19 protein-coding genes are annotated in these 26,307 nt (G+C 66.9%); 12 read left to right on the plus strand and 7 right to left on the minus strand.

Features of this window, described 5'->3' with window-relative positions; genetic code table 11:
• Window position 1: 1 nt before the first annotated feature.
• Entirely contained in the window at window positions 2-757 is a 756-nt protein-coding gene (locus IWX75_RS04375; RefSeq protein WP_196821032.1) for an ANTAR domain-containing protein, read from the minus strand.
• Between the two features lie 320 nt (window positions 758-1,077).
• Here IWX75_RS04375 and groES point away from each other — a divergent pair, with 320 nt between their 5' ends.
• Window positions 1,078-1,374 (plus strand): co-chaperone GroES, encoded by a 297-nt coding sequence (gene groES, locus IWX75_RS04380; protein ID WP_026531894.1) that lies wholly within the window; start codon window positions 1,078-1,080, stop codon window positions 1,372-1,374.
• A 72-nt stretch (window positions 1,375-1,446) separates the two neighbouring features.
• On the plus strand, window positions 1,447-3,060 hold the full coding sequence (groL, locus tag IWX75_RS04385) for a chaperonin GroEL (protein ID WP_196821033.1): 1,614 nt from the start codon (window positions 1,447-1,449) through the stop codon (window positions 3,058-3,060).
• A gap of 358 nt (window positions 3,061-3,418) precedes the next feature.
• On the opposite strand, the gene IWX75_RS04390 is transcribed toward groL, so the two are convergent.
• Window positions 3,419-5,053, minus strand: a complete 1,635-nt coding sequence (locus IWX75_RS04390; RefSeq protein ID WP_196821360.1) for a ribonuclease J — start codon at window positions 5,051-5,053, stop codon at window positions 3,419-3,421.
• Between the two features lie 612 nt (window positions 5,054-5,665).
• Between IWX75_RS04390 and guaB the strand changes: the two genes are divergently transcribed.
• From guaB to IWX75_RS04415, 5 genes are all read left to right on the plus strand, one after another.
• Window positions 5,666-7,192: an IMP dehydrogenase gene (gene guaB, locus IWX75_RS04395; protein ID WP_196821034.1), complete on the plus strand. Its 1,527-nt coding sequence runs from the start codon at window positions 5,666-5,668 to the stop codon at window positions 7,190-7,192.
• Between the two features lie 60 nt (window positions 7,193-7,252).
• Window positions 7,253-9,109: an ABC transporter ATP-binding protein gene (locus tag IWX75_RS04400; protein ID WP_196821035.1), complete on the plus strand. Its 1,857-nt coding sequence runs from the start codon at window positions 7,253-7,255 to the stop codon at window positions 9,107-9,109.
• Window positions 9,110-9,200: 91 nt separating this feature from the next.
• Window positions 9,201-10,340, plus strand: coding sequence for a GuaB3 family IMP dehydrogenase-related protein (locus IWX75_RS04405; protein WP_196821036.1), 1,140 nt, complete (start codon window positions 9,201-9,203; stop codon window positions 10,338-10,340).
• A 74-nt stretch (window positions 10,341-10,414) separates the two neighbouring features.
• Window positions 10,415-12,139 carry a glycerol-3-phosphate dehydrogenase/oxidase gene (locus IWX75_RS04410; RefSeq protein WP_196821037.1) on the plus strand — a complete coding sequence of 575 codons (1,725 nt, stop codon included), beginning with the start codon at window positions 10,415-10,417 and terminating at the stop codon, window positions 12,137-12,139.
• A 47-nt stretch (window positions 12,140-12,186) separates the two neighbouring features.
• A complete protein-coding gene (locus IWX75_RS04415; RefSeq protein WP_196821038.1) occupies window positions 12,187-12,678 on the plus strand; it encodes a PTS sugar transporter subunit IIA in 492 nt (163 codons plus the stop codon).
• An 87-nt stretch (window positions 12,679-12,765) separates the two neighbouring features.
• On the opposite strand, the gene IWX75_RS04420 is transcribed toward IWX75_RS04415, so the two are convergent.
• Both IWX75_RS04420 and IWX75_RS04425 read right to left on the minus strand, forming a co-directional pair.
• Window positions 12,766-14,529, minus strand: a complete 1,764-nt coding sequence (locus tag IWX75_RS04420) for an ABC transporter ATP-binding protein (protein ID WP_196821361.1) — start codon at window positions 14,527-14,529, stop codon at window positions 12,766-12,768.
• Between the two features lie 34 nt (window positions 14,530-14,563).
• On the minus strand, window positions 14,564-16,282 hold the full coding sequence (locus tag IWX75_RS04425; protein WP_196821039.1) for an ABC transporter ATP-binding protein: 1,719 nt from the start codon (window positions 16,280-16,282) through the stop codon (window positions 14,564-14,566).
• Window positions 16,283-16,400: 118 nt separating this feature from the next.
• On the opposite strand from IWX75_RS04425, the gene IWX75_RS04430 reads away from it, so the two are divergent.
• The 4 genes from IWX75_RS04430 to IWX75_RS04445 all read left to right on the plus strand — a co-directional run bounded on the left by IWX75_RS04430 (window position 16,401) and on the right by IWX75_RS04445 (window position 23,428).
• Window positions 16,401-17,276 (plus strand): SURF1 family protein, encoded by an 876-nt coding sequence (locus IWX75_RS04430; RefSeq protein ID WP_196821040.1) that lies wholly within the window; start codon window positions 16,401-16,403, stop codon window positions 17,274-17,276.
• Entirely contained in the window at window positions 17,269-17,766 is a 498-nt protein-coding gene (locus IWX75_RS04435; protein WP_196821041.1) for a DUF3817 domain-containing protein, read from the plus strand. The genes IWX75_RS04430 and IWX75_RS04435 overlap by 8 nt, the downstream gene beginning before the upstream one ends.
• Window positions 17,767-17,832: 66 nt before the next feature.
• Window positions 17,833-19,419 carry a glutamine-hydrolyzing GMP synthase gene (gene guaA, locus IWX75_RS04440; RefSeq protein WP_196821042.1) on the plus strand — a complete coding sequence of 529 codons (1,587 nt, stop codon included), beginning with the start codon at window positions 17,833-17,835 and terminating at the stop codon, window positions 19,417-19,419.
• A gap of 196 nt (window positions 19,420-19,615) precedes the next feature.
• Window positions 19,616-23,428: a DUF4011 domain-containing protein gene (locus IWX75_RS04445; RefSeq protein WP_442858950.1), complete on the plus strand. Its 3,813-nt coding sequence runs from the start codon at window positions 19,616-19,618 to the stop codon at window positions 23,426-23,428.
• A gap of 9 nt (window positions 23,429-23,437) precedes the next feature.
• Here the strand turns inward: IWX75_RS04445 and IWX75_RS04450 are convergent, their stop codons facing one another.
• The 3 genes from IWX75_RS04450 to IWX75_RS04460 form a co-directional block, all read right to left on the minus strand.
• The gene (locus tag IWX75_RS04450) at window positions 23,438-24,112 is read right to left on the minus strand and encodes an RcpC/CpaB family pilus assembly protein (RefSeq protein WP_196821044.1); all 675 of its coding nucleotides are present in this window, start codon (window positions 24,110-24,112) and stop codon (window positions 23,438-23,440) included.
• Window positions 24,113-24,244: 132 nt separating this feature from the next.
• Window positions 24,245-24,604 (minus strand): FmdB family zinc ribbon protein, encoded by a 360-nt coding sequence (locus IWX75_RS04455; protein WP_196821045.1) that lies wholly within the window; start codon window positions 24,602-24,604, stop codon window positions 24,245-24,247.
• Between the two features lie 95 nt (window positions 24,605-24,699).
• Window positions 24,700-25,347 carry a 5-formyltetrahydrofolate cyclo-ligase gene (locus IWX75_RS04460; protein ID WP_196821046.1) on the minus strand — a complete coding sequence of 216 codons (648 nt, stop codon included), beginning with the start codon at window positions 25,345-25,347 and terminating at the stop codon, window positions 24,700-24,702.
• A gap of 57 nt (window positions 25,348-25,404) precedes the next feature.
• On the opposite strand from IWX75_RS04460, the gene galU reads away from it, so the two are divergent.
• Entirely contained in the window at window positions 25,405-26,307 is a 903-nt protein-coding gene (gene galU, locus IWX75_RS04465) for a UTP--glucose-1-phosphate uridylyltransferase GalU (protein WP_196821047.1), read from the plus strand.

Raw genomic sequence — 26,307 nt, forward strand, 5'->3', positions numbered from 1 at the left:
GTCAACTGAAGTGCGTGGTCACCGAGTCCTGTCCGACTGAGGCGAGGACCGCCGCCGCGACATCACGGAGTTTGGTATTACGTGTATTCGAAGCGGCCTTGAGAATGGTCATCGCAGCGTCCTGGCTGCACCGGTTCTGTGCCATGATCACTCCCGCCGCCAGGTCGATGGCGGTTCGCGATTCCATCGCCGCCCTCAGGTTCTCTCCTGAATCGGTCAGGCGGGCGATGCGGATGGCCAGGCGCAGGGAGGCCGACGCCTCGCTTGCGACCCCCTGCGCAGCGGCGACCGCCGAAGTGTCGAAAGCGGAGGCGTTCGGTGAGTAGATGTTCAATGCCGACCGGGTGTCACCTTCCAGCCGAATGGGTACCGCCAGGGCCGAACGGATTCCATGCCCGGCGATGGCCTGGCTGTAGCCGGGAAACCGTTCGTCTTCCCGGAAGTCCTGGACGTGGTAGGTCCTGCCCTCCCGCGCCGCTCGCAGGCACGGGCCGTCGTCGAACCGGTACTGGATCTCGTCCATCTTCCGTGCGTGCTCGCTGCTACTTGCCACCGTGGTCTTCATCCGTGGCCGCAGGAGGGTGACCGCACACAGAACCTCATCGGCGGGTCCTGACAGGGCCCTGCCGGCAACGGTCACCAGTCCGGTCAGGAACTCCTCGACGTCGGCGCTGTCCAGTACCAGGTCCTGAAGCATTCCGGCGAGGCCGAGGTCACTACCCCTGGTGTCGCGGGATTCGGTGGCGTTGTCGGTCATAAGGACCTTTCGGAAACCAAACCCCTGTAGGCCGGCTGTCAGCAGGAAGGGTCGGTTGATAGGGCCGCCCTCTGCTAAGCGACTGCTCCGACTCTACCCGCTGGCACTTCCACCGGGGCCATAAGCCCGGTCCTGTCGATCGGGATGCCCGCTCTCTGGCACTCGCCTTGACCGAGTGCTAACGAATGCATAAAGTCGGGGTTAGCACTCTCAGTAGGAGGGTGCTAACCCCGAGGGAAGCGCCAGCCGGCACCGCGACGACGGTCAGCGCCATCCCGACGGCCACATTCCATTAGTAACGAACGCAAAGGAGAGCCCGAGTGTCGGTCTCTATTAAGCCTCTTGAGGATCGTATTGTTGTCCGCCCACTGGAAGCGGAGCAGACCACTGCTTCCGGTCTGGTCATTCCGGATACCGCCAAGGAGAAGCCCCAGGAGGGCGAAGTCGTAGCAGTTGGACCGGGACGCGTTGACGACAACGGCAACCGCGTTCCCGTCGACGTCGCCGAGGGTGACATCGTCATCTACTCCAAGTACGGCGGAACCGAAGTCAAGCATGCCGGCCAGGAATACCTGGTCCTTTCCGCTCGCGACGTTCTGGCGATCGTCGTTAAGTAGTCCATTTGAGAGGAACCCCGGCCTGGACTGGCCGGGGTTTTTCTCGCTGCACAAGCCTGAAAGGAATCAACAATGGCAAAGCAGTTGGAATTCAACGATGCCGCCCGCCGTGCCCTCGAGGCCGGCGTGGACAAGCTGGCGAACACCGTCAAGGTGACGCTCGGCCCGCGCGGCCGCAACGTTGTGCTGGACAAGAAGTGGGGTGCCCCCACGATCACCAACGATGGTGTGACGATCGCCCGCGAGATCGAACTGGACGATCCGTACGAGAACCTTGGTGCGCAGCTGGCCAAGGAAGTAGCCACCAAGACGAACGACGTCGCCGGTGACGGAACCACCACGGCAACCGTGCTGGCCCAGGCCCTGGTCAAGGAGGGCCTGCGGAACGTTGCTGCGGGTGCAGCTCCCGGCCAGCTCAAGCACGGTATCGAGGTGGCAGTCGAGGCAGTAGCTGCGCGCCTCCTCGAGAACGCCCGGGAAGTCGTCGGTCAGCAGACCGCCAACGTCGCCTCGATCTCCGCGCAGAGCACCGAGGTGGGCGACCTGCTCGCCGAGGCCTTCGAGAAGGTCGGCAAGGACGGCGTCATCACGATCGAGGAGTCATCCTCGACGCAGACCGAGCTCGTCCTCACCGAAGGGATGCAGTTCGACAAGGGCTACCTCTCGCCATACTTCGTCACCGACGCCGAGCGCCAGGAAGCAGTGCTCGAAGATGCGCTGATCCTGATCAACTCGGGCAAGATCTCGTCCCTGCAGGAGTTCCTGCCGTTGCTCGAGAAGGCGCTGCAGGCAGGGAAGCCGCTGTTCATCATCGCCGAGGATATCGATGGCGAAGCGCTCTCGACCCTCGTGGTGAACAAGATCCGCGGCACGCTGAACGTGGTTGCCGTCAAGGCACCCGGCTTCGGCGACCGCCGGAAGGCGATGCTGCAGGACATTGCAACCCTGACGGGCGCGCAGGTCGTGTCTCCGGATCTCGGCCTGAAGCTCGATCAGGTGGGCCTTGAGGTGCTGGGCTCCGCCCGCCGCATCACGGTCACCAAGGACACGACGACCATTGTGGACGGCATCGGCAGCGAATCCGACGTCGCCGACCGCGTCGCCCAGATCCGCGCCGAGGTCGAGCGCACCGATTCCGATTGGGACCGCGAGAAGCTCCAGGAACGTCTGGCGAAGCTCGCCGGCGGAGTGGGAGTCATCAAGGTCGGCGCAGCCACCGAGGTGGAGCTCAAGGAGAAGAAGCATCGTATCGAGGACGCCGTCTCCTCGACCCGTGCGGCTCTCGAGGAGGGCATCGTTGCAGGTGGCGGTTCCGCGCTGGTTCACGCCGGCAAGGCGCTCGACACCGACCCCAACGTCCTTGCACTCGAGGGTGACGCCGCCACGGCCATCGGTCTTGTGCGCCGGGCACTCGCCCAGCCCCTGCGCTGGATCGCGGAGAATGCGGGACACGAGGGCTACGTCGTGGTTGCGCGCGTCACGGACCTCGAGGTCGGCTTCGGTTTCAACGCTGCCACCGGCGAGTACGAAAACCTGGTCGACGCGGGCATCATCGACCCCGTGAAGGTCACCCGTTCGGCGCTGCGCAATGCGGCTTCGATCGCTGCCCTCGTGCTGACCACCGAAACACTGGTGGTCGAGAAGCCCGAGGAAAGCGACAACAATAATTCCGGTCACAGCCACTAGGACCGGAGTTGTAGACCGAACGACGACGCGCGCCGCAGCTGCTTCCGGGCGCCGCAGGCCGTCGTCGTTCAGGAGCACGCAGACGCCCGGCCGGGGTAATCCGGCCGGGCGTCTGCGTGTCCTGGCGGGGTAGCTGCCCGGCTTGTTCAGGCAGGTCCGCCGATGACCGGCGCGTCGAGCGACGACACGCTCCTTCGGCGGCAGAAGATGGGCTGGAAGCTCCGCTGCCCGACGGCAAGGCAGCGCCTGCGCCGGTTCAGGCGCAACGCACAACGGTCGCTGCAGCTTCCGAAGTGTCCGGGTGCTGCAGCGACCGTTGAAGCCCGGGCGGGGCCCGGGAGGTCGGTCTCAGAAGGGGTTATGCGTCGACCACGATGGCCGTGATGACCGGCGTCCTGTTGTAGAAGCGGCGCATCCAGTTCGCGGTCGCCCGCTCGATGATGGTTTCGGGGCTGAGTGACCGCCCGCCCTGCCGGTTCGACGCCGCATCCTTCAGGGCCTTCTCGACGGCGGCGCCGGCCTTGTCGAGGTCCTCGTTCGAGCAGGAGAATCCCTTGGTGAAGAATTCGGGGAGTTCCGCGGTCTGTCCGGTCTCGGCGTCGATGATCGCGAGAACCGTCACCGAACCTTCCTCGGCCAGCCGGCGGCGTTCGCGCAGCGTGTCCTCGGTGATGCCGCCCACGCTGTCGCCGTCCACGAAGATCAGGCCTGCGGGAACCTTGCCCGAGATCGTCGCCCGACCCCGGTGGAGGTCGACCGTGACGCCGTCCTCGGCGATCACGACGTCACGCTGGTCAACGCCCGTGCTGACGGCGATGGCGGCATTCGCGCGAAGGTGGCGCCACTCGCCATGCACCGGCATCACGTTGCGGGGCTTCACGATGTTGTAGCAGTAGGCCAGTTCGCCCGCACTGGCGTGTCCCGAGACATGCACCTTCGCGTTTCCCTTGTGCACCACGTTGGCGCCGATCTCGGTCAGGGCATTGATGATGCTGTAGATCGCACTCTCGTTGCCGGGAATGAGCGAGCTCGCGAGGAGCACTGTATCGCCCTCGTGAATGCGGATGGCGTGATCCTTGTTCGCCATCCGGGACAGCGCCGCCATCGGCTCGCCCTGCGAACCCGTGCAGATGAGAACAACTTTGTGGTCGTCGGTTTTTTCGAGCTTCCGGAAGTCGACGAGGATGCCCTGGGGAATCTTCAGGTATCCGAGATCGCTGGCGATGGTCATGTTGCGCACCATGGAGCGGCCCACGAAGGCGACTTTCCTCTGGTGGCGCTGCGCCGTGTCGATGATCTGTTGGATCCGGTGGATGTGGCTCGCGAAGCTCGAGACGATGATCCTCCGCGGCGCGGTCCGGAAGACCGCGTCGATCGCGGGGGCGAGGTCCTTCTCGGAGGTCGTGAAGCCCGGGACGTCGGCATTGGTCGAGTCGGTGAGGAAGAGGTCCACTCCTTCGGCTCCGAGCCGGGCGAAGGCCCCGAGGTCGGTGATGCGCCGGTCCAGGGGGAACTGGTCCATCTTGAAGTCACCGGTGTGGAGGACCATGCCGGCTGCGGTGCGGATCGCTACGGCGAGGCTGTCCGGAATGGAGTGGTTGACCGCGATGAACTCGAGATCGAATCCGCCCATGGTGCGGCGGTCGCCTTCCTTGACCTGCACGGTCTTGGGAGTGATCCGGTGTTCCTTGAGCTTCGCTTCGATGAAGGCGAGCGTCAGCTGCGAGCCGACCAGCGGAATGTCCGCCCGCTCCTTCAGCAGGTAGGGGACAGCGCCGATGTGGTCCTCATGGCCGTGCGTGAGCACGACCGCGACGACGTCGTCGAGCCGGTCCCGGATGGCGGTGAAGTCCGGCAGGATCACGTTCACGCCGGGGTGGTGGTCCTCGGGGAAGAGGACGCCGCAGTCGACGATGAGGAGCTTGCCGTCGAATTCGAAGACCGTCATATTCCTGCCGATCTCGCCGATACCGCCGAGGGCAACTATGCGCATCGCGCCCTTGGCAAGGTCGCGGGGGGCTTTTAGATTGGCAGGTGCTTTATTCACAGAGGTGGATTCTTTCGTGGTGTTTGTTCGGGAATGCGAGGCGGTCCCCATGCTTCGAAGGGGACGGTGCGGCGGTGCGCCACTGCCAAAGGTCTTGGTATCGAGAATAACGCCGATCCGGCCTCCGGGCCTACCCGGGCGGAGGGATACGCCGCGGACGGGACTCGCCGGCAGGTGAACTGACAGTTTGCACTCGGACCATCGAAGGGATTCTCAGGCGTGACGATGGCCAGGGTTGGCAGGAACGATCGAGTCGTTCCAGCACCGCCGACCCCTGTCGTGTGTATCGATTCCTCCTGCCCCGGCGTCATCGGCAATGTCCGCTTGTACATCGACCGGGACCACCCGAGCAGGACGTACGCGGCGACCACAGTGCCGGTGTTCGACGGAAGGTTCCGGGCCCTGACCGGCTGGTGAGGAGCATCAGGTTCCAGTTGTGTCCAACGGCACCGGTGCCGGAATAGAGCGCAACTTTGATCCGTTCTAGACTTGAGTAACTGCCCGCCGGCCACCCGCAGGCACTCCATCCCCCCGGTGACACCGAAAGAGGCTCAAGTAGTGACCCAGTTGTCCGCGCAGAACGAAGCCCACGACCCCTTCGGCTTCATCGGCCTCACCTATGACGATGTCCTGCTGCTTCCCGGATACACCGACGTCATCCCGTCGGAGGCCGACACGTCGTCGCGCATCTCGCGGCGGATCTCGGTGCGGACTCCGCTGCTGTCCTCCGCCATGGACACCGTCACCGAGGCGCGGATGGCGATCGCGATGGCGCGCCAGGGCGGGCTCGGCGTTATCCACCGCAACCTGTCCATCGCCGACCAGGCCGAGCAGGTGGACCGCGTCAAGCGCAGCGAATCGGGCATGATCACCAACCCGCTCACCATCGGCCCCGGAGCCACCCTGCAGGAACTCGACGAGCTGTGCGGCCGTTACCGCGTCTCGGGCCTCCCCGTGGTCGATGAGCAGGGACGCCTGCTCGGAATCGTCACGAACCGGGACACACGCTTCGTCCTGGAGCGTGATTTCCCGGATCGGCTGGTGCAGGAGGTGATGACCAGGATGCCCCTCATCACCGGTCGGGTGGGCATCAGCGGCGACGACGCCATCAACCTCCTCGCCGTCAACAAGATCGAGAAACTGCCGCTGGTCGACGCCGAAGGCGTGCTCCGCGGCCTCATCACGGTCAAGGATTTCACCAAGGCCGAGCAGTACCCGCTCTCCACCAAGGACGATGACGGGCGCCTGCGGGTAGGCGCGGCCATCGGCTTCTTCGGGGACGGCTGGGACCGCGCCATGGCCCTCGTGGACGCCGGCGTCGACGCCCTGTTCGTGGACACCGCCAACGGCCACAGTGCGGGCGTCCTCGAGATGATCGGGAAGCTCAAGGCAGAGAAGTCGCTGGCGCACGTGGACATCATCGGCGGACAGGCGGCAACCCGCGAGGGTGCGCAGGCGCTGATCGACGCCGGCGCCGACGGCATCAAGGTGGGCGTCGGGCCCGGCTCCATCTGCACCACGCGCGTGGTCGCCGGCGTCGGCGTGCCGCAGATCACCGCCATCTACGAATCCGCGAAGGCTGCCATCCCCGCGGGTGTCCCCGTCATCGCCGACGGCGGCCTGCAGTACTCAGGCGACATCGGCAAGGCGCTCGTGGCCGGCGCCGACACCGTGATGCTGGGGTCGCTGCTCGCCGGCTCCGCGGAGGCGCCCGGTGAACTGGTCTTCGTCAACGGCAAGCAGTACAAGACCTACCGCGGCATGGGGTCCCTCGGTGCGATGCAGACCCGCGGAAAGAACACGTCGTACTCGAAGGACCGTTACTCCCAGGGCGATGTGAGCGGCGATGACAAGCTCATCCCGGAGGGCATCGAGGGCCGCGTCGCCTACCGAGGGCCGCTTGCCTCCGTAGCGCATCAGCTGGTGGGTGGGCTCCGCCAGACCATGTTCTACACGGGCGCACGCACCATTCCGGAGCTCAAAGCCCGGGGCAAGTTCGTCCGGATCACCTCCGCCGGTCTGAAGGAATCACACCCGCACGACATCCAGATGACGGTCGAGGCGCCCAACTACAGCTCCAAATAGCACGATGCGCGGCAATCGCGGTCCCGGCAGGTTGTCCGGCCGCCCCGGTCGGGCGTCCGGATGACGTTGCCCGCAGCGTCACCCGCTCCGCGGCGGGGCATCGCCCTGCGGCCCTACGCGAGTGCCGTGGGTCAGGTCCTGAAGGTCAGCGCGAAGGCCTCGCCGGGCGCCGTCGTCATGAAGGTCCTCGGATCGCTGATCTCCGCCGTCCTGCCGCTGGTCACCACCTACTTCGCGGCGCTGACGACGACGGCCCTCGCCGAGGCGTACACCGGCAATCCCGACGCGGGGCGGCAAGCCGTCATCTACGTCCTGGTCACGGCAGCGCTCGGTCTGCTCTGGGGCGGCTTCACGAGTGTCGACCGCTATATCCAGCAGGTCCTGAGTTTCCGGGTCGGCGCAGTGGTGGGTGACCAGATGTACGAAAAATTTCTCGCCCTCGAGTTCTGGCGTTACGACGACAAGGAGACGGTCGACCTCTACGACCGCGCGAAGCGGTTCTCGGACTCCTATGCCCGGGTCCTCGACCGGATCGCCGCGATCTTCACGCAGCTCACGTCGGTGGTGCTCGCCATCGGCGCACTGCTGTTCGTGAGCTGGTGGGTGGCGCTGATCGTCCTGGTGGCGATCATTCCGAGCGTCTACCTGCAGTTCCGGCTCTCGCGGGAGCAGATGGCGCACTGGAACACGCAGGTGGACTCCCGCAGGCAGCGGCGCATGATCGAAACCAATCTCATGCGGCCACAGCACATCGCCGAGATGCGCCTGTACGGCGTCGTGGGGTACCTGATGGACCTGCGATCCAGGCTGCGCGACGCCGACGAGAAGCGGCGGCTCGAATTCCAGCGTCGCTACATCCCCAAGCAACTGCTGGCCGACACCCTCCAGTACGGGGCGGAAGTGGTGGCGCTTCTCTGGGTGGTGGGCCAGATCATCGCCAGGGCGGAGCCGGTGGGCCAGTTCCTCTACGTACAGCAGATCGTGAGCCGGGCGCTCAGCACCGCCAATTCGCTGGTGACCTCGCTCAGTTCGATCGACGAGGACCTCGCGAACCTCAAGGACTATGAGCAGTTCCTGGATTTCCCGGCGGCCACCTCGCCACGTCGCGAGCTGGCCGCGGCGCCGTCGTCGTTGGAGCTGCAGGATATCCACTTCACCTATGAGGGCGGGAACACCGAGGTCCTGAAGGGCATCTCCCTCACCATCGGGTCGGGGAGCCACATCGCCATCGTGGGGGAGAACGGCGCAGGGAAATCGACGCTGATCCGGGTCCTGGCCGGGCTCTACGAGCCGAGCGCGGGCCGGGTGCTCCTCGACGGCCAGGACCTCCGCTCCCTCGGGGCCGCATCGTGGCACCGTCACCTCGCCGTCATGTCGCAGGACTTCCTCAAGTACGAGTTCGCCACCGCCGCCAACAACATCTACTTCGGCGATGTGGACCAACCGCGTGACGACGAGCGCATCCGACGCGCCGCGGACGACGCCGAGGCAACCGACTTCATCGCGAAGATGCCGAACGGGTTCGACAACTACGTCAGCAACTGGATGGAGGACCCCCGGGGACGCAAGGGCAGCGGCCTCTCCGGAGGGCAGTGGCAACGCCTCGCCATGGCGCGCAACTTCTACCGGAACGCACCCTTCGTGGTGCTGGACGAGCCGACGTCGGCCATCGACGCGCTCGCCGAGCACCGGATCTTCTCGCGCCTCTTCGCCGACCGCTCGCGCACCATCGTGGCCATCAGCCACCGCCTCGCCACCATCGAGAAGGCCGACGTCGTCTACATGCTCGAGGACGGCCGCATCGTGGAAGCCGGAACCCACAGTGAGCTCGTCGCGCTGCGCGGCAGGTACTTCCGGATGTTCGAGAGCCAGCTGTCCGGGGGCCGTCCCATGGACGCGGTACCCCCCGCTGATTAAGCACCTGTGGCTGCCTCCCGGCCGGAATAGCAGCCATAGCCGCTTAATCAGCGGGGGGCGGGGCCCAGGAACGCTGGGATAACCTAGAGCAGTGACTTACGAGATCGAGATCGGCCGAGGCAAGCGTGGACGCAGGGCATACTCCCTGGACGACGTGGCGGTGGTACCTTCGCGGCGCACCCGCGACCCGCTGGACGTATCGGTCAGCTGGCAGATCGACGCCTACCAATTCGAGATGCCAGTGGTCGCAGCCCCCATGGATTCGGCGATGTCGCCCGCCACGGCCATCCAGATGGGCCGGCTCGGTGGCTTGGGGGTGCTGAACCTCGAGGGGCTGTGGACGAGGTACGAGGATCCGCAGGTGGCGCTCGACGAGATCGCCGGCCTCAGTACCGAGAACTTCAGCCCGGCGGCCACGAAGCGCATGCAGGAGATCTACGACGCACCCATTCAGGCGGGGCTCATCACGAGCCGCCTGGCCGAGATCCGGGAGGCCGGTGTCACGGTGGCAGGCTCGCTGACACCGCAGCGCACCCAGCAGTTCTACAAGACGGTGCTGGCCGCCGGCGTCGACATCTTCGTGATCCGCGGCACCACCGTTTCCGCCGAGCACGTCTCGAAGAACGAGGAGCCACTCGACCTCAAGAAATTCATCTACGAGCTCGACGTCCCCGTGATCGTCGGAGGAGCCGCAGGCTACACCCCCGCGCTCCACCTCATGCGCACGGGCGCCGCCGGCGTCCTGGTCGGTTTCGGCGGGGGTGCGACGACGACGACGCGGCGGGCACTCGGCATCCACTCGCCCCTCGCCTCGGCCATTTCCGACGTCGCTGCGGCACGCCGCGACTACATGGATGAATCCGGCGGCCGCTATGTCCATGTCATCGCCGACGGCGGCATGGGGGCAAGTGGCGACATCGTCAAGGCGATCGCCATGGGTGCCGACGCCGTCATGCTCGGCTCGGCCCTCGCCCGCGCAGAGGAAGCGCCCGGCAAGGGGTGGCACTGGGGGCAGGAAGCACACCATGCGGAGCTTCCCCGCGGCGACCGGGTGAGGATCGGCACGGTCGGCTCGCTCAAGGAGGTGCTGTGGGGACCCTCGCACCACACCGACGGAACCTCCAACGTCATCGGTGCCCTGCGGCGGGCTATGGCGACCACCGGGTACTCGGACCTCAAGGAGTTCCAGCGCGTCGAGGTAGTCCTCTCGCCCTATGCCTCGAACGACTGACTCGAACGGCCGTTTGGCCTAGAGTTGGGGGATAGGCAGGGACAGCAGGATCCACCCACTGAAGGGTTACGACCATGGCATCTGGCGCACTCAGTCCGCAGAACCGCGAAGAGGCAATCGCGGCGCTGAAAGCCACGAGCGGGCAGGGCCGGGAACTCGACATCCTGATCGTCGGCGGCGGAGTGGTGGGCGTGGGATCCGCGCTCGACGCCGCGACGCGAGGCCTGACCACGGGAATCGTCGAGGCCCGCGACTGGTCGTCGGGAACGTCGTCGCGCTCGTCGAAGCTGATCCACGGCGGCCTGCGCTACCTGGAGATGCTCGATTTCGCCCTGGTCCAGGAAGCACTGAAGGAACGCGGCCTCCTGATCCAGCGGATTGCCCCGCACCTCGTGCGCCCCGTACCGTTCCTCTATCCCCTGACCAGACGCTTCGTCGAACGTCCCTACGTGGGCGCCGGGATCGCCCTGTACGACGCCATGAGCATGTCCGGCGGGAATTCGCGTGGCGTGCCGTTCCACAAGCACCTGAGCCGGAAGGGAACCCTCCGCGCGGCGCCGAGCCTCAAGGACGACGCCATGGTGGGTTCCATCCGCTACTACGACGCCCAGGTGGATGACGCCCGGTACGTCGTCAATATGGTGCGGACGGCGTCGCACTACGGAGCGAAGGCCGCCAACCGGGTGAGCGTGGTGGACTTCCTCCGTGAAGGAGAGCGGGTTGTCGGTGCGCGGGTTAAGGACCATGAAAGCGGCGAAGAGTTCAGCATACGCGCGAAGCAGGTGGTCAATGCCACAGGGGTCTGGACCGACGAGACGCAGGCCATGGTCACCGACCGGGGCCAGCTGAAGGTCCGGGCATCGAAGGGCATTCACCTGGTCGTGCCGCGGGACCGCTTCCAGTCGACCGTTGGTCTGATCCTCCGGACCGAGAAATCGGTACTTTTCGTGATCCCGTGGGGTCGCCACTGGATCATCGGCACCACGGACACCGACTGGCACCTCGACAAGGCGCACCCGGCCGCCACTTCCAAGGACATCGACTACGTGCTCGAACACGTGAACCGCGTCCTCAAACGGCCGCTCACCCGCGAGGATGTCGAGGGCGTCTACGCGGGACTCCGGCCGCTGCTTGCGGGCGAGAACGACTCCACAGCGAAGCTCTCACGGGAACACGTCGTCGCCCATCCTGTCCCGGGGCTGGTGGTGGTTGCCGGCGGAAAATGGACCACCTACCGTGTCATGGCCAAGGACGCCGTCGACGAGGCGACGCGCGCCCTCGACGAGCGCGTTCCCGACAGCGTCACCGAGTCGGTTCCGCTGCTCGGCGCGGAGGGTTACAAGGCGGCGTGGAATGCGCGCGGCAATATGGCCGACGATGCCGGGGTGCATGTCGCGCGGGTGGAGCACCTGCTGCAGCGCTACGGAACGCAGGCTGCCGACGTCCTGGCCCTCATCAAGGCGGATCCCGCACTGGGGGAGCCGCTGCCCGGCGCGGACGATTACCTCGGCGCAGAGGTGGTCTTCGCCGTCACCCATGAGGGAGCGAGGCACGTTGACGACGTGCTGACGCGGCGGACTCGGATCTCCATCGAAGCCTGGGATCGCGGCGTCTCGGCCGCGCCGGTGGTCGCCGGCCTCATGGCGCCGATCCTGGAATGGAGCGAGCAGCAGGTCGAGCGTGAGGTGAAGCACTACATCGCGCGGGTCGAGGCGGAGCGCCTCAGTCAGGAACAGCCCGATGACGAGTCCGCCGACAGCGCGCGCCTCGGAGTGGCCGACATCGTCCCGCTAAGGTAGGACACTCCAGGTTCCTCCTGAAAACCCGCCGTACCGAGAGGCCAAACGTGAGTGAGCTGTCCCTGGACTTGCATAACGCCGAACTGACCACGCCGGACATGGTGATCCTCGAGATGGTGGCGGCCAGCAGGCAGGACGCCTCGGCGCAGCTGGCCGCCCGCATGCACGCCGGCGGGCGGATCTCCGACCTCGACGCCTTCCTCGACCAGGTCTCTTCCCGCGAACACCAGATGGCCACCGGCCTCCCCGGAGGCGTCGGCCTGCCGCATGCGCGCAGCGAGTACGTCAACCGGACCTCCATCGCGGTGGGCGTCGCGAAATACGGCCACAGCCTGGACTTCGGCGCGATGGACGGCCCCGCCACCCTCGTCCTCCTGATGGCGACGCCGGCCCAATCCTTCTCCGAGCACCTCGAGGTCCTCGCGACCATCGCGCGGAGCCTGTTCAAGGAGAACTTCCGTGAGTCGCTGAGGAGGGCGCACGACGCCGAAGTGATCGCGGAACTCATCAATTCCTCGCTCGTGTTCCACAACCACTGACACGGTCACAGAACGACCACTGACGGGACTCCTGTCACGGTCATCGACGTGTCTCCTGTCACGTCAGTGGCCCGGCGGACCCGGTTCCTATTCGGTGCGCCAGGAACGCCACAGTGACGCGTAGGCGCCGTCGAGCGCGATCAACTCGTCATGGGAGCCGAGCTCGGTGATGCGGCCCCCCTCCACGACAGCCACGCGGTCGGCGTCGTGCGCGGTGTGGAGGCGGTGCGCGATGGCGATCACGGTGCGGCCCTCCAGCACAGCGCTCAGGGAGCGCTCGAGGTCCCGGGCGGCCTGGGGATCGATCAGCGAGGTCGCCTCATCGAGGACGAGCGTGTGCGGATCGGCGAGCACCAGGCGTGCGAGCGCGACTTCCTGCGCCTGCGCGGGAGTGAGTTCGAGCGCGCCCGATCCCACCTCGGTCTCCAGTCCGTCGGGCAGGGCCAGGGCCCAGGCGAGTGCGCCGACGTCGTTCAGTGCCTCCGCCAGTTCCGCTTCGGTGGCTGACGCACGGCCGAGGCGGACGTTGTCGGCAAGCGATCCCACGAAGACGTGGTGCTCCTGCGTCACCAGGGCGACCTCGCGGCGCAGCTGATCCAGCGGACGGTCCACCAGAGGGACCCCGCCGACGGTGACCGAGCCGGTGGTGGGCGGGTGGATGCCCGCGATCAGCCGGCCGAGGGTCGATTTGCCGGCTCCCGACGGTCCCACCACGGCGAGGCGCTCGCCGCGCCGCAGGGACAGGTCGATGCCGTGCAGGACGTCCTGGCCCGGACGGTAGGCGTAGGTCACGTTGGAGACGAGGATGTCCTCATTGGTCGGCACGGCGTCCGTCGCCTCGCGGTCCGGAGCCACGTCCTGAACCCCGATGATGCGCGCGAGCGACGCCGCACCGACCTGGATCTCATCGGTCCACATGATCAGCAGATCCACGGGGTCGATCAACCGCACGGCAAAGAGCGCGACGGCGGCTACCGCGCCGGGGGTGACGACGTCGTTCGAGGCAAGCCAGCCGCCCCACAGCAGGACCGCCGCGACGGGGAGCCAGAAGGCCAGGTCGGCTGCGGGAAACAGGACGGAGCGCAGCCACAGGGTGTAGCGCTCCACGCCGTAACTGACCCCCAGCGCATCGTCCATGCCCTGGCGCCGGATTCCTCCGAGGCTGAGGGCGTCGACGGTCCGCGCGCCCTCGATGCTCTCGGTGATCGTGCCATTCACCACGGCGTACGATTCCCGTTCCCGCTGGTAGCCGTCAGAACTGCGCCTGAGGTACCAGCGGGTCACCGGGTAGAGCAGCGGGATGCCGACCAGGAGGGCCGCCGACAGCACCGGGGAGGTGAGAACCGCGACGGCCAGGGTCAGTACGATCGTCACCGCCGAGACCACCACCTGCGGCACGCCGAAGCGCACGGTGTGCGACACCGCGTCGATGTCGTTGGTGGTGCGGGCCACCAGGTCACCCGTGCCCGCCTTCTCGACGGTGGACAGCGGCAGGGCAGTGACCTGCTCCAGAAAATCCTCACGGAGTTCGGCGAACACCCGTTCGCCGAAGACCATTCCGGAGCGTACGGCGAAGCGCCGCAGCACCGACTGCACCGTGAGGAAGCCCAGCATGGCAAGCGACACCGTAGCCACATAGCCGCTGGTGGTGCCGCCGGCGACGGCGTCCACCAGCGCCCCGAGAAGCAGCGGTCCGGCTAGTCCCGCCACGGCCGATCCGACGTACAGTGCGATCACGCCCGTCAGGCTCCTGCGGTGCCGGCGGATGAGGCGCCTGGCTTCAGCGCGTACAGTGGCCGGCGAGGCGACCGGCAGCTTGCCCTCGCCCGGTGCGGCCCTGCCCCTGGTCACCGGGGCTGTCGCCTCCGCTGTCTCCGTCGCTGCTTCACTCACTGCGAATCACCACATTCCGGTACGCGCTGTTGCCTGCCACAAGTTCTGCATGCGTGCCCTCGGCCTGGACACGGCCCTCGTCGAGGAACACCACGGAGTCCATGACCCCGAGCAGAAGCGGGCTGGCCGTGACCACCACCGTGGTTCGGTCCTTCCGCCCCCTCGCGTCCCGGAGCCGCGCGGCGATGCGCGCTTCGGTGTGGGCGTCGACGGCGCTCGTGGGCTCGACCAGTATCAGGGTCTCCGCCTCGGTCAGGAACGCCCGGGCCAGCACCAGCCGTTGGCGCTGCCCTCCCGAGAAGCCGCGGCCACGTTCGGTGACCTCATGGTCGAGGCCGTCGTCGATTCCCTCGAGGATGTCGAGCGCGCTCGCTGCATCGAGGGCGCGGAGCACGGCGGCGTCGTCGTGCCTTCCGTGAGGGTCGAGCTGGGAGCGCAGCGAACCGGTGAAGAGCTGCGGACCGGCCTCACTGACCACGATCCTGCTCCGGATCTCCTGCAGCGCCACGCGGCGCAGGTCGGCGGCACCCCACCGCACCCGTGCTTCCTCGAGGACACGATCCTCGAACCGGCCAAGGCGGCTCGCCACCTCAGCCGCTGCCCCCGACTCCGATACCAGCGCGGTGAGACGCCCGGGCCGGACGGTCAGGCCGGTGCGCTCGTCGAACAGGGCGGAGCCCGACGGCGGAGCGGGGGCCGGAGGCCCGTCGTCGGAGACATTCGGCTCGACCCGCAGGACCGCGATGATCTTCCGGGCTCCCACGGAGGCCCGGATGAAGCGGGCGACCGCGTCGGCCGCCGCGCGGATGGGGGTCATGAGAAACACCGAGAACCCATAGAGTGCCACCAGCTCGCCGGGGCTGATGACGCCGTCGAGCACGAGGTTCGCTCCGACCCAGGTGAAGACCACGCTGAACGCACCGGCAATGAACACCTGGGACGCCTCGAGGTCCGCCAGGGAGCGGGCCACCCGTATTCCCGAATCGCGGGTTGCGGCCGACTTCGCACGGTAGCGGTCGACGAAGATGTGCTCACCGCCGATCCCGCGCAGAACCCGCAGGCCGGCCACGGTGTCGGCGCCGACCGCCGTCATCCTGCCCGATGCCTCGCGCTGCTCCCGCTGCCGGGCCTGCATGGGCTTCACCACGAACAGCAGCAGGGCGCAGCAGACGGGCACTCCGACGAGCACCAGCACGGCCAGCATCTCCGAGGTCTGCCAGATCAGGACGGTGACCACCAGCCAGGCAGCGACGGCTCCCGCGAGGCGCGACAGTACTTCGAAGACCTCGCCCAGCCGGAAGGCATCCGAGGCTGCGGTGGACACCACCTCGCCCGTCGACAGCGAACTGGGCAGGGCGTCGCCGGTCCTCGTGATCTTGTGGCCGACAAGCTGCGCGGAGCGGAAGGCGGCCTGCATCCAGTTGCTGACGGCCGCCCGGTGGCTCGCCGTATCCGCCGCTGCCTGGACCACCATGAGGACGAGCAGACCGGAGACCCACTGGACGAGCGCGGTCGGATCACCGGCGATGATCCCGCCGTCGATGGCCCGTCCCAGGAAAAAGGGCATGGCGGCCTGTGCCGCCATCAGCACGGCACCGAAAAAGATCCCTGCGCACAGGGTCCCTTTCTGCTTCGAGGCAAGCCATGCGAGGTACCTGGTGGGCGAGGCGATGTTGGGAGGGCCGGTATCGGGGTAGGGGAAGACGCGCACGAGAGCCAATCCTAGACGCGATCCCGCCAAAGCGATAGAGGTTTCCCAATCACTTGGGAACAGCTGCCCACGGCTGAATCATTCGTTGTTCTACACGCGCACGAAGTACCTTTAACAAGTGTTGAAGACCGCGCTCAAACCCCGATGGATCCTTCTGCTGATCCTCGCGATGGTGATCGCCTCGGTCTTCGTGTTGCTCAGTCAGTGGCAGTTGTCCTCGTCACGCAGTGACGGCCCGCCGGCTCCCTCCGTCACCGAGTCGGTTCAACCCCTGATCGACGTCCTCCAGCCCGGTGCGCCGTTGACCACTGCCGCGGCCGACCGGCTCGTGTCCTTCGACGGGAGCTTCGTGCCGGGCACGCAGATTTTCGTTCAGGACAGGGTCCGCGGGGAGGACACCGGACTGTGGGTGGTCAGCGCCTTCGAGGTCGAGGGTGCACGGATGGAGGACGAGCCCGCAGGTGCGGGGGACGACGCGGCACCCGTGATCCCCGTGGTGCTCGGTTGGGTCCGGACCGCCGATGCCTTCGACGCCGTGAGCGTCCCTGAAGGGCCGGCGCGGGTGGAGGGGAGGCTCCTCCCCGGGGAAGGTCCGGTGGCCCAGCGCACGGTGGAGAACCAGGTTCCGACGCTCGCGTCGGCCGAACTGACGAATATCTGGGATCGCCCGACCTATTCGGGATTCGTGGTGTCCAACGAGATTCGGCAGGCCGATGACGTCGTGCCCGTCCAGGCGCCGCTCGAAACCGTGGAAGTCGGCCCGCAGCCGCAGGACACCCCCGTCAACTGGCTGAACATCTTCTACGCCATCGAGTGGTTCGTCTTCGCGGGCTTTGCCTTCTTCATCTGGTGGCGCCTGGTGGCGGACGACTACCGCAGGAGCCTCGAGGACGAGGCAGACGAAATTCCGAACGATGCGGAGCCGGACCAGCCGGCACTGACCGCAGCGGACCCGAGCACATCGACATCAGGAAGTGGAACCAAGAGTGAGTGACCCGGTTACCGAAGGAAAAGCCGACCGCCGGCCAGCAGGCGGGGCCGCGACCAAGGCCGCGAAGAAGCGCAGATTCGGAGGCACGCACGCCCAGATCCGGTCCGCCCTGAGCTTCTATCGTGTGCTGGCCTATGCCACGGGCGTCATGTTGCTCCTCGTGGTCGTCGAAATGATCGCGAAGTACGGATTCGGCTCGGAGATCGTTGCCGGGGGAGGCTCGGCACTGCAGCTTCTTCCGGAGGCAGAGGCGGAGCTTTCTTCGGGATTCAACCTCTCCACCGCGGTCCTGATCGTGCACGGCTGGCTCTACGTGGTGTACCTGATCGCCGATTTTCGTCTGTGGCAGTTCCTGCGGTGGCCGTTCACCCGCTTCCTGCTCATCGCACTCGGCGGGGTGGTGCCCCTGCTCTCGTTCATCGTCGAGAAGCGAATCCACCGGCAGGCGGAAGCCGACCTCGCATCCCACCCCGAGGCGGCCCAGCGGTACTGACCCGGCGTGCCGGTTCCAGCGCGGAACAAGGTGCGGCGCGCCGGCCCTTCCGACTATTGTTGACGGGTGACTACCCCCGCCCCCACCCCTGAACACCGCCCGGTCCTCGTTGTCGATTATGGTGCTCAGTACGCCCAGCTGATCGCGCGGAGGGTGCGCGAGGCCGACGTCTACTCCGAGATCGTGCCCCATACCCTGAGCGCGGAACAGATCCTCGCCAAGAATCCGGTGGCGATCATCCTGTCCGGCGGGCCGTCGAGCGTGTACGCCGACGGTGCGCCCCGCGTGGAGCCTGAACTGTTCGACGCCGGTGTTCCTGTCCTCGGCATCTGCTACGGCTTCCAGGCCATGGCCGCCGCCCTCGGCGGCACGGTGGCGAAGACGGGCCTGCGCGAGTACGGCTCCACCGATGTCTCCTCCTCCGGGAACGCCCGCTCCATCCTCGAGGGAACGCCCGAGCATCAGAACGCCTGGATGAGCCATGGCGACAGCGTTCAGGCCGCACCTGAGGGATTCGACGTCCTGGCCAGCACGGCAGGTGCCCCGGTAGCGGCGTTCGCGCATGAGGGCAGGGGCCTGTACGGGGTCCAGTGGCACCCCGAGGTGAAGCATTCCCGGCATGGCCAGCAGGTCCTCGAGAACTTCCTGTTCAAGGGTGCCCGGCTCCATCCGAACTGGACCACCCGCGACATCCTCGAGGAGCAGGTCGACCGCATCCGCGAGCAGATCGGGGACGCGCGGGTCATCTGCGGCCTGTCGGGCGGAGTGGATTCCGCCGTCGCCGCCGCACTCGTGCAGCGTGCGGTGGGGGACCAGCTCACCTGCGTCTTCGTGGACCACGGGCTGCTGCGCGAGGGCGAAGCCGAGCAGGTGGAGCGTGACTTCGTTGCCGCCACCGGAGTGAAGCTCTACGTCGCGAACGAGCAGGAACGCTTCCTCGACGCGCTCGCGGGCGTCTCTGATCCGGAGACCAAGCGGAAAATCATCGGTCGTGAATTCATCCGCGCCTTCGAAGAGGCCGAGCGGGCCATCATCTCCGAGGCCGAAGCCCACGGCGAGAAGATCCGGTTCCTGGTCCAGGGGACCCTCTACCCTGACGTCGTCGAGTCGGGCGGCGGAGAGGGGGCCGCGAACATCAAGAGCCACCACAACGTGGGAGGGCTTCCGGAGGACCTGCAGTTCGAACTCGTCGAGCCGCTGCGCACCCTGTTCAAGGATGAGGTGCGGGCTGTGGGTGCGCAGCTCGGGCTGCCCCCGGAGATCGTCGGGCGCCAGCCGTTCCCGGGTCCGGGGCTCGGCATCCGGATCGTCGGTGACGTGACGCAGGAACGGCTGGAGCTGCTCCGGAAGGCCGACGCCATCGCCAGGGCGGAACTCACCGCCGCGGGGCTCGATTCCGAGGTCTGGCAGATGCCAGTGGTGCTCCTTGCCGACGTCCGCAGTGTCGGCGTGCAGGGCGACGGGCGGACCTACGGCCACCCGATCGTGCTGCGTCCCGTCTCCAGTGAGGACGCGATGACCGCCGACTGGTCGCGGTTGCCCTACGACCTCCTCGCCAGGATCTCGAACCGGATCACCAATGAGGTCGACGGCGTCAACCGGGTGGTGCTCGATGTCACGAGCAAGCCTCCGGGAACCATCGAGTGGGAATGAGCTGCTCCTGACGGGGGCAAAACCGGTGGCGGTATCACGCGTTGCTATCCGACGCCGCCGTCCCTTGATCGGATAGCTTGGAGGATGGCCGATCCGGCCGAAATCAGTGTGTAACCATGCAGGGAAGAGGACAGCTGTGCCGGAGCAGGACCGTGGGGATGCGGCGGAGGATTTCCTGCTGCCGTGGCTTAATTCGATGGGCCCGCAGGCAACCGGTGACACGCTGCTGCATTTCCGTCCGTCGGCCGGCACGAGCATCGACCTCACGCACGCGCATCCCTCGGGGCTCGCCCAATTGCTCGCTGGGCGGCGCACCCGCCTTTCGACACTGCTTCGTGATCCGGTGCAGTACAACGCCGCGAAAGCCGCTGCCCGCGCGCTCCGGGCCAAGATCTTCGAGCTCGGCACCGAGCGGGGCATCGACGTCGGGAACCTCGCTGCCGGAACGGCGTCCTGGCGCTCCGTCGATGGCGCCGGACGGTCCGAAACGCTCAACGCTCCGGTGCTGCTGACCGCTGTCTCACTCACCGTGCACTCGTCCCAGGACGACTACGAACTGCAGATCACCGAACAGGCCCGGCTCAATCCGGCCCTCGTCCGGCACCTGCGGACCGTCCAGCACATCGACGTCGACGCCAAAGGGCTGGCGAGGCTCGCCTACGGCACGGCCCGGCTCGACCCCTATCCCGTACTGGAGCGTCTCCGCCAGCTGACCGACGGCGTGCGAGGGATGTCGGTGGAGCACAGGATCCTCGTGTCCACCTTCGCCGACCTGGCGAAGACTGCCGATGACCCGGCGGTGCACCCCGGCCACCCAGCCCTTGCCGCTCTCGTAGCCGCAGCGAGGGAAGGCGACAGAACAAGCGGGGCGACACCCGCTTTTTCCGCGGCGGAGGGCTTCCCTCCCTTCGACGAGCGGTCCCCCGGGGACGAACTGCTCATCCTCGACGCCGACAGCGCCCAGCAGGAAGTGCTCGACCAGATCGGCGCCGGCACCTCGCTCGTGGTCTCGACGCCGCCCGGGACGGGCCAGACCCAGACGGCACTGAACGCCGCCGCACTCCTGGCCTCACAGGGCAAGCAGGTGCTGGTCGTGGCCGAGCGGCGCGGAACGCTCAACGAATTCGTTCAGGACCTCGACGCCCTCGGGCTCGGTTCCCTGGCGCTCCAGGTCGGCGAGAACATGCCGACCGGGCAGCTGAAGGACGCCGTGGTCCGCGCGATCGTCCGCAATGAGAAGGCGACGGAGCCGTCGCTGGAGAGCCTGCACCAGACACTCGTTGGGCACCGCCACCAACTCCTCGAGCACGTGCAGTCCCTGCATAACATCCGCAGCCGCTGGGCTTGCTCGCCGTACCAGGCGATGCAGTCCCTCGCCGGACTGACGGCGCTCGACCCCGCGCCGTCCACCACGGTCCGCCTCAAACGCAGTGTCCTCGACAGCATCCCCGACCGGGCCGAACTGACCTCGAGACTGCAACGGGCCGCGGAACTCGGCAGCTTCAGTAAAGCCGCCACCAGGAGTCCCTGGTATGGCGCCCAGTTGTTCAACCGCAGCGAGACCGAGCATGCCTACGAGCTTTCGGCAGGGCTCGCGAAGGACATTCCGGAGCTTCGGGCGAGGATGCTGCACGTCGCGGAGTACTCCCATATCGCCCTCGGAAAGACCTTCACGGCGTGGGGGGAGCAGCTCGATCTCCTGGTCGCGGTCCGGGCCAGCCTCGACAAGTTCACGCCCGACATCTTCGACCGCCCGGTGACGGACCTCATCTCGGCCACCGCGCCGTCGTCCTGGCGGCGCGAGCACAGCATCGAGATGAGTTCGATGACCCGCTCGCGGTTACGCCGGGTGGCCAAGGAATATGTCCGGCCGGGTGTGCACATCGCCGACCTCCACTCATCCCTGGTCGACGTCCAGCAGCAGCACACCCTCTGGACGCAGTATGCGACGACGGAGCAGCACCCCTCGGTGCCCACCGGCCTCGCGGAACTCAACAGTTCCTATCAGGCCGTGCGGTCGCGTCTTTCAGAGCTGACCGGCATCCTGAAGACCACGCAGACCAGCCCCGACCTGCCTGCCTGCGGGCTCGACGACCTCGAGCGTATCCTCGCGGAACTGGTCGCCGACAAGGGAACGCTCCAGACCCTCCCGGAACGCACGCTGCTGCTGAAGGAGATGCGTGAGCGTGGGTTGGGGGACCTGCTCGACGACCTCGCGGAACGGGAAGTGGACGGAGCGGAGGTGGGGCCCGAGCTCGAGCTGGCCTGGTGGCAGTCCGCGCTCGAGGCGATGATCAGCGGAGACGATTACCTCGCGATGTCCGACGGCGACAGCCTCCGCAGGCTTGAGCGCGAGTACCGGTTGGCGGACAGCGCGCATATCGCGTCGGGGGCGTCCCGGCTGCGCTGGAACCAGGCGCAGCTCTGGAGAGACGGCATCGCCGCTCACCCGGAGGACGCCGGGCGGCTTCGCAGTTCGCTCCGGGAAGAGCTCCTCACCCTCGGGACCCTCGCGGACCTTCCCCCGACGCTGGTGTCGGCCCTGCTGCCGGTCTGGGCCGTGAGCCCGCTGTTGGCTCCGGCGGTGCTGCCTGCGGGAATGGTCTTCGACGCAGTCCTGGTGCTCGACGGTGAGTCGGTTTCGCTGCAGAGCGCTGTGTCCTCCATCGCACGTGCCCGCCAGGTGGTCGTCTTCGGTGACGAGCAGGTCGCAGCACCAAGCCGGTTCAGCATCGAGATCGAGTCGTCGAGCCGGCCGGGAGCATCCGAGCCGCTGCCCAGCGCGTTCGGTGCCTTTCGCGACATCCTGCCGGCGCGGGCCCTCACGGAGGTGTACCGGGCCGTGGACCGGAGCCTCGGTGACTCCCTGAGCGAATCGTTCTACGACGGACAGCTCGCCCGGTTGCCGCAGGCCTCCGAAATCTCCGGACTCGACCGCGGGCTCATCGTCGAGTACCTGCCGAACGGGACCGGCATGCCGAGGTCCGACGACGACGGCGTGGAAAGCGTGGCGGTGGAAGTGAACCGCGCGGTGGACCTGGTCTTCGAGCACATCCGGCAGCGCCCGGACTCCACGCTCGCCGTGGTGACGGCCAGCACACGCCACGCAGCCCGTGTCGGTGAGGCGATCCGCCTCCAGATGGCGGACTATCCCTGGGCTGCCGGGTTCTTCGCTCCCGGACGTGAGTCCTTCAGGGTGGTTCCCGTGGATCGCGCTGCAGGCCTGGTCCGTGACGACATCATCTTCTCACTGGGATTCGGGCGCACTCCGCACGGCCGGGCGCTGCACGGCTTCGGCCCGCTCTCGGCTCCTGACGGCCGGCAGCACTTCGTGATGGCCATGACCCGCGCCCGACGCCGGCTGCACGTCCTTACCTGCTTCCAGCCCTCCGATCTCGATCCCACACGCCTGGCTGCCGGCGCCCTGGACTTCTTCGAGCTTCTCCAGCGCGAGCTGGGGGAGCCGGCAGAACAACGGACGTCGCCGTCGAGCCCCTCCAACGCGGATCCGCTCGTCGCCGACCTCGTGGACCGGTTGCGCTCCCGGGGAGCCGAGGTGTGGGACCACTACGACGGCGTCCTCGATATTGCAGCGGTGAAGCCGGCCGGGGGAACCCGGCCGGGCGGCCGGTCCAGTACCCAGGCGGCCAGGGTTCCCCTCGCCGTCGAATCGGACGGCACCTCGCGTTACGGCACCAGGACGGTGCGTGAACGGAGCCGGTTGCGGCCCCAGCTGCTGGAGCGTATGGGGTGGAACTACATGCCGCTGTGGACCATCGAGGTCTTCACCGATCCGGACGGTTGTGCCCAGCGGGCAGCCGAGGTCCTCGCCCTCGAGCCCGTCGAGGCCCAGGACTCCCCGCGGAACGGCCGTTTCCCACGGCCCGAAGCACCAGAGGAAGTACTCCTGCCTGCCCTCGCCGCCGAGGACGACGCGCGGCAGTGGGGCGACCGCACGGAAGATCGGGACAGCTGGTTGAGGGAGCAGCGTCCGCCGCACTGGGACTAGGGCACGTGCCTAGCCTCCGCCAGTGAGCACCAGGTAAACCTCGCCGGAGCTTGCCGAACCCGCAAGGGCCGCGGCATCCTCCGGCGGCGCAGCCACCACCACCAGCCCGGCCTGCGGGTCGGCACCGGGCCAGGCCTGCTCCTCGCCCGCCACGGATCTCCACAGCACAGGCAGCCCGCTGGCGAGGACGGTGGTGTCGGCAGCCACATCGTAACCGTTGCCGGTGGTGAGCACTACGTCGACCAGCTGTCCCGGCGCCAATAGCTGGACCGTCGATTCGTCAGCCGGACGGAGCGGTACCGCGACCGTTCCCGGAGGGGTTCCTGCGAGGAGCCCGGCACCGAGGAGTGCCGTATCGGTCAGGATGTCGCCCTTGCGTAGTGGAGTGGCGATCCGCTGGCCGACCAGGGGCTCGGCGGCAACGAAAGCCGTGCCGGGCACTACCTCGGGAGGCAGGTGCCGCGTCACCAGATGGTCCTGCGTGAGGACGGTGCCGACGGGAACGTCCATTGCAGCTGCCATGACAGGCGTCGTGCCGTTCGAATCCTGCAGGAGCGCCTCGACGCATACCCCGGCCGCCGCACACAGCAGCAGCGCGGCAACCAGGCGCCGGTGCCGAAGGACCAGGCGCCGGAAAGGCAGGCCCCTGGTGGTGCGGCGATCTGATGTTCCGGCGGTGCGCATGAGCCAACGCTAGGACCGCTCGGCATCGAAGGGTGTTTCCTTCGCGGCTATGTGGACAGAGCGGACGAGTGGACGTCGCTGCTGTGTGAACAGAGCGGCTGGGCGGACGGAGTAGAGAAACTTCCGGAACGCCTAGGAGGCTTGCTGTCCTGCAGGAACGGACGTCTTCGACTCCGGGCGGGCGGCGGGCGCCGGAGCGGGCTTGGTGCCATTCCCCGTTGCGGGCGAGGACGCGGTCGAATCCTTCCCCGCTCCCTTCGAGTCGGCGGAACTGGCGGAAGCCGGTGCGGCTCCTGCTTCCGAGGACGACTTCGTGTCCCGGGAATCATTGCGGTAGAACCCGGAGCCCTTGAAGACGACGCCGACACTGTTGAACTTCTTCCGCAGGGTTCCCGAGCACTCCGGGCATACCGTCAGGGAGTTGTCGGAGAAGGACTGCTGGATGTCGAAGGCGTGGATGCAATCCTTGCAGGCGTAGGCATATGTGGGCATGGGTCCTCCTGGGCATTCATTCGGGCGGCCTGTGCGTCTCCCGGATCCGCTGGATCGGAAAGCAGTTTAGCACTCTGCACGGGTGAGTGCTAAGTCTACACCTCCCCGGCTGCACCCTCCGGCGGTCGGAGATTCGTAAAGCCCGACGGGGTGAACACAGCAGGAAGGGGTACATCGAACGGTTCCACCGGAAAGGAGCCCTCAGGCAACAGTTCGTGGTCGTGAACCACTCCTACGAGTTCTGCCGCCGGGTTGGCTGCACGCAGTCCCGCGAGCATGCGGTCGTAGTAACCCCCGCCCTGACCGATCCGGTTGCCGAGGCGGTCGATGGCCAGGGCGGGGACCAGGACGAATCGCAGTTCCGGCAGGGCTTCCACCGGCCAACGCGGTCCGAGGGGCTCCAGGAGGGGGCCGAAGCGCGATTTCGCCAGGGGCACACCGGGGAACCAGTCCACCCAGGTGAGTTGGCGCTCCGCCTCGCACACCGGAACCACGATCGGATGGCCGGCCGCATGCAGCTGGAACAGCAGGTCCATCACCGGAGGCTCGGGCGGAAGGTCGAGGTAACCCGCCACCAGCACCTTCCCTGTCGAGGCGGCAGTACCCTCGAGATACTCCAGGACCGTGGCGGCAAGATTGTGGGCGACTGTTGCGCGCTCCGAGGCGGGCAGTGCCAGACGGCGGGCGCGGAGGGCGGTGCGGGCTGCGGGTTTGCTGTCCCAAATCTCGTTCTCGAAGCTCATTTCTCCATTGTGTGCGCCGCTGATGAATTTACCGCACCGTTATGTAGTGTGGATGCCATGACCTCGCGAACCCCAGTAACCAAGGCCGTCATTCCAGCGGCAGGTCTTGGCACCCGCTTCCTCCCGGCAACGAAGGCGATGCCCAAGGAGATGCTTCCAGTCGTCGACAAACCGGCCATCCAGTACGTGGTGCAGGAAGCCGTCGACGCCGGCCTGTCGGACGTCCTGATGATCACCGGACGGAACAAGCGCGCTCTTGAGGATCATTTCGACCGCGTTCCCTTCATCGAGCAGACCCTGGAAGCCAAAGGCGATCACGAAAAGCTTGCTGCAGTCCGTCGGCCCTCCGAGCTCGGGGACATCCACTACCTCAGGCAGGGCGATCCCAAGGGACTGGGGCATGCAGTGCTGCGTGCCAAGCTCCACGTGGGCAACGAACCCTTCGCTGTGCTCCTTGGCGACGACCTCATCGATGAACGGGATCCGCTCCTCGAGACGATGATCGCGGTCCAGGCGAGGACCGGCGGATCGGTGATCGCGCTCATCGAGGTCGATCCCGCGCAGATCAGCGCCTATGGATGTGCCGATATCACCGAGCTGGAGGGTGAGGAGTACGTCCGGGTCAATCAGCTGGTCGAGAAGCCCGCAGTGGATGAAGCGCCGTCGAACCTCGCCGTGATCGGTCGTTATGTGCTGCACCCGCGCGTCTTCGACGTCCTCGAGACGACCGGTCCCGGGCGGGGTGGGGAGATCCAACTGACGGATGCGCTTCAGACGCTGGCAGCCGCTGACGGTGAGGGTTCAGGAGTGTACGGCGTCGTTTTCCGCGGCCGCCGGTACGACACCGGAGACAAGCTGAGCTACCTGAAGGCAGTGGTGACCCTTGCCTCTGAACGCGAGGACCTGGGCCCTGACCTCTGCGCATGGATCAAGGAATTCAGCGCCGGCATGTCCAAGTAG

Source organism: Arthrobacter sp. CAN_A6, from assembly GCF_015751715.1.
Lineage (GTDB): Bacteria > Actinomycetota > Actinomycetes > Actinomycetales > Micrococcaceae > Arthrobacter_D.

Excerpts from the sequence above, each read along its gene's own strand:
- IWX75_RS04390 (WP_196821360.1), bottom strand. The coding sequence starts at position 5,053 with ATGCGCATAGTTGCCCTCGGCGGTATCGGCGAGATCGGCAGGAATATG.
- IWX75_RS04410 (WP_196821037.1), top strand. The coding sequence starts at position 10,415 with ATGGCATCTGGCGCACTCAGTCCGCAGAACCGCGAAGAGGCAATCGCG.
- IWX75_RS04400 (WP_196821035.1), top strand. The coding sequence starts at position 7,253 with ATGACGTTGCCCGCAGCGTCACCCGCTCCGCGGCGGGGCATCGCCCTG.
- IWX75_RS04445 (WP_442858950.1), top strand. The coding sequence starts at position 19,616 with ATGGGCCCGCAGGCAACCGGTGACACGCTGCTGCATTTCCGTCCGTCG.
- IWX75_RS04460 (WP_196821046.1), bottom strand. The coding sequence starts at position 25,347 with ATGAGCTTCGAGAACGAGATTTGGGACAGCAAACCCGCAGCCCGCACC.
- IWX75_RS04450 (WP_196821044.1), bottom strand. The coding sequence starts at position 24,112 with ATGCGCACCGCCGGAACATCAGATCGCCGCACCACCAGGGGCCTGCCT.
- groL (WP_196821033.1), top strand. The coding sequence starts at position 1,447 with ATGGCAAAGCAGTTGGAATTCAACGATGCCGCCCGCCGTGCCCTCGAG.
- galU (WP_196821047.1), top strand. The coding sequence starts at position 25,405 with ATGACCTCGCGAACCCCAGTAACCAAGGCCGTCATTCCAGCGGCAGGT.
- IWX75_RS04375 (WP_196821032.1), bottom strand. The coding sequence starts at position 757 with ATGACCGACAACGCCACCGAATCCCGCGACACCAGGGGTAGTGACCTC.
- IWX75_RS04455 (WP_196821045.1), bottom strand. The coding sequence starts at position 24,604 with ATGCCCACATATGCCTACGCCTGCAAGGATTGCATCCACGCCTTCGAC.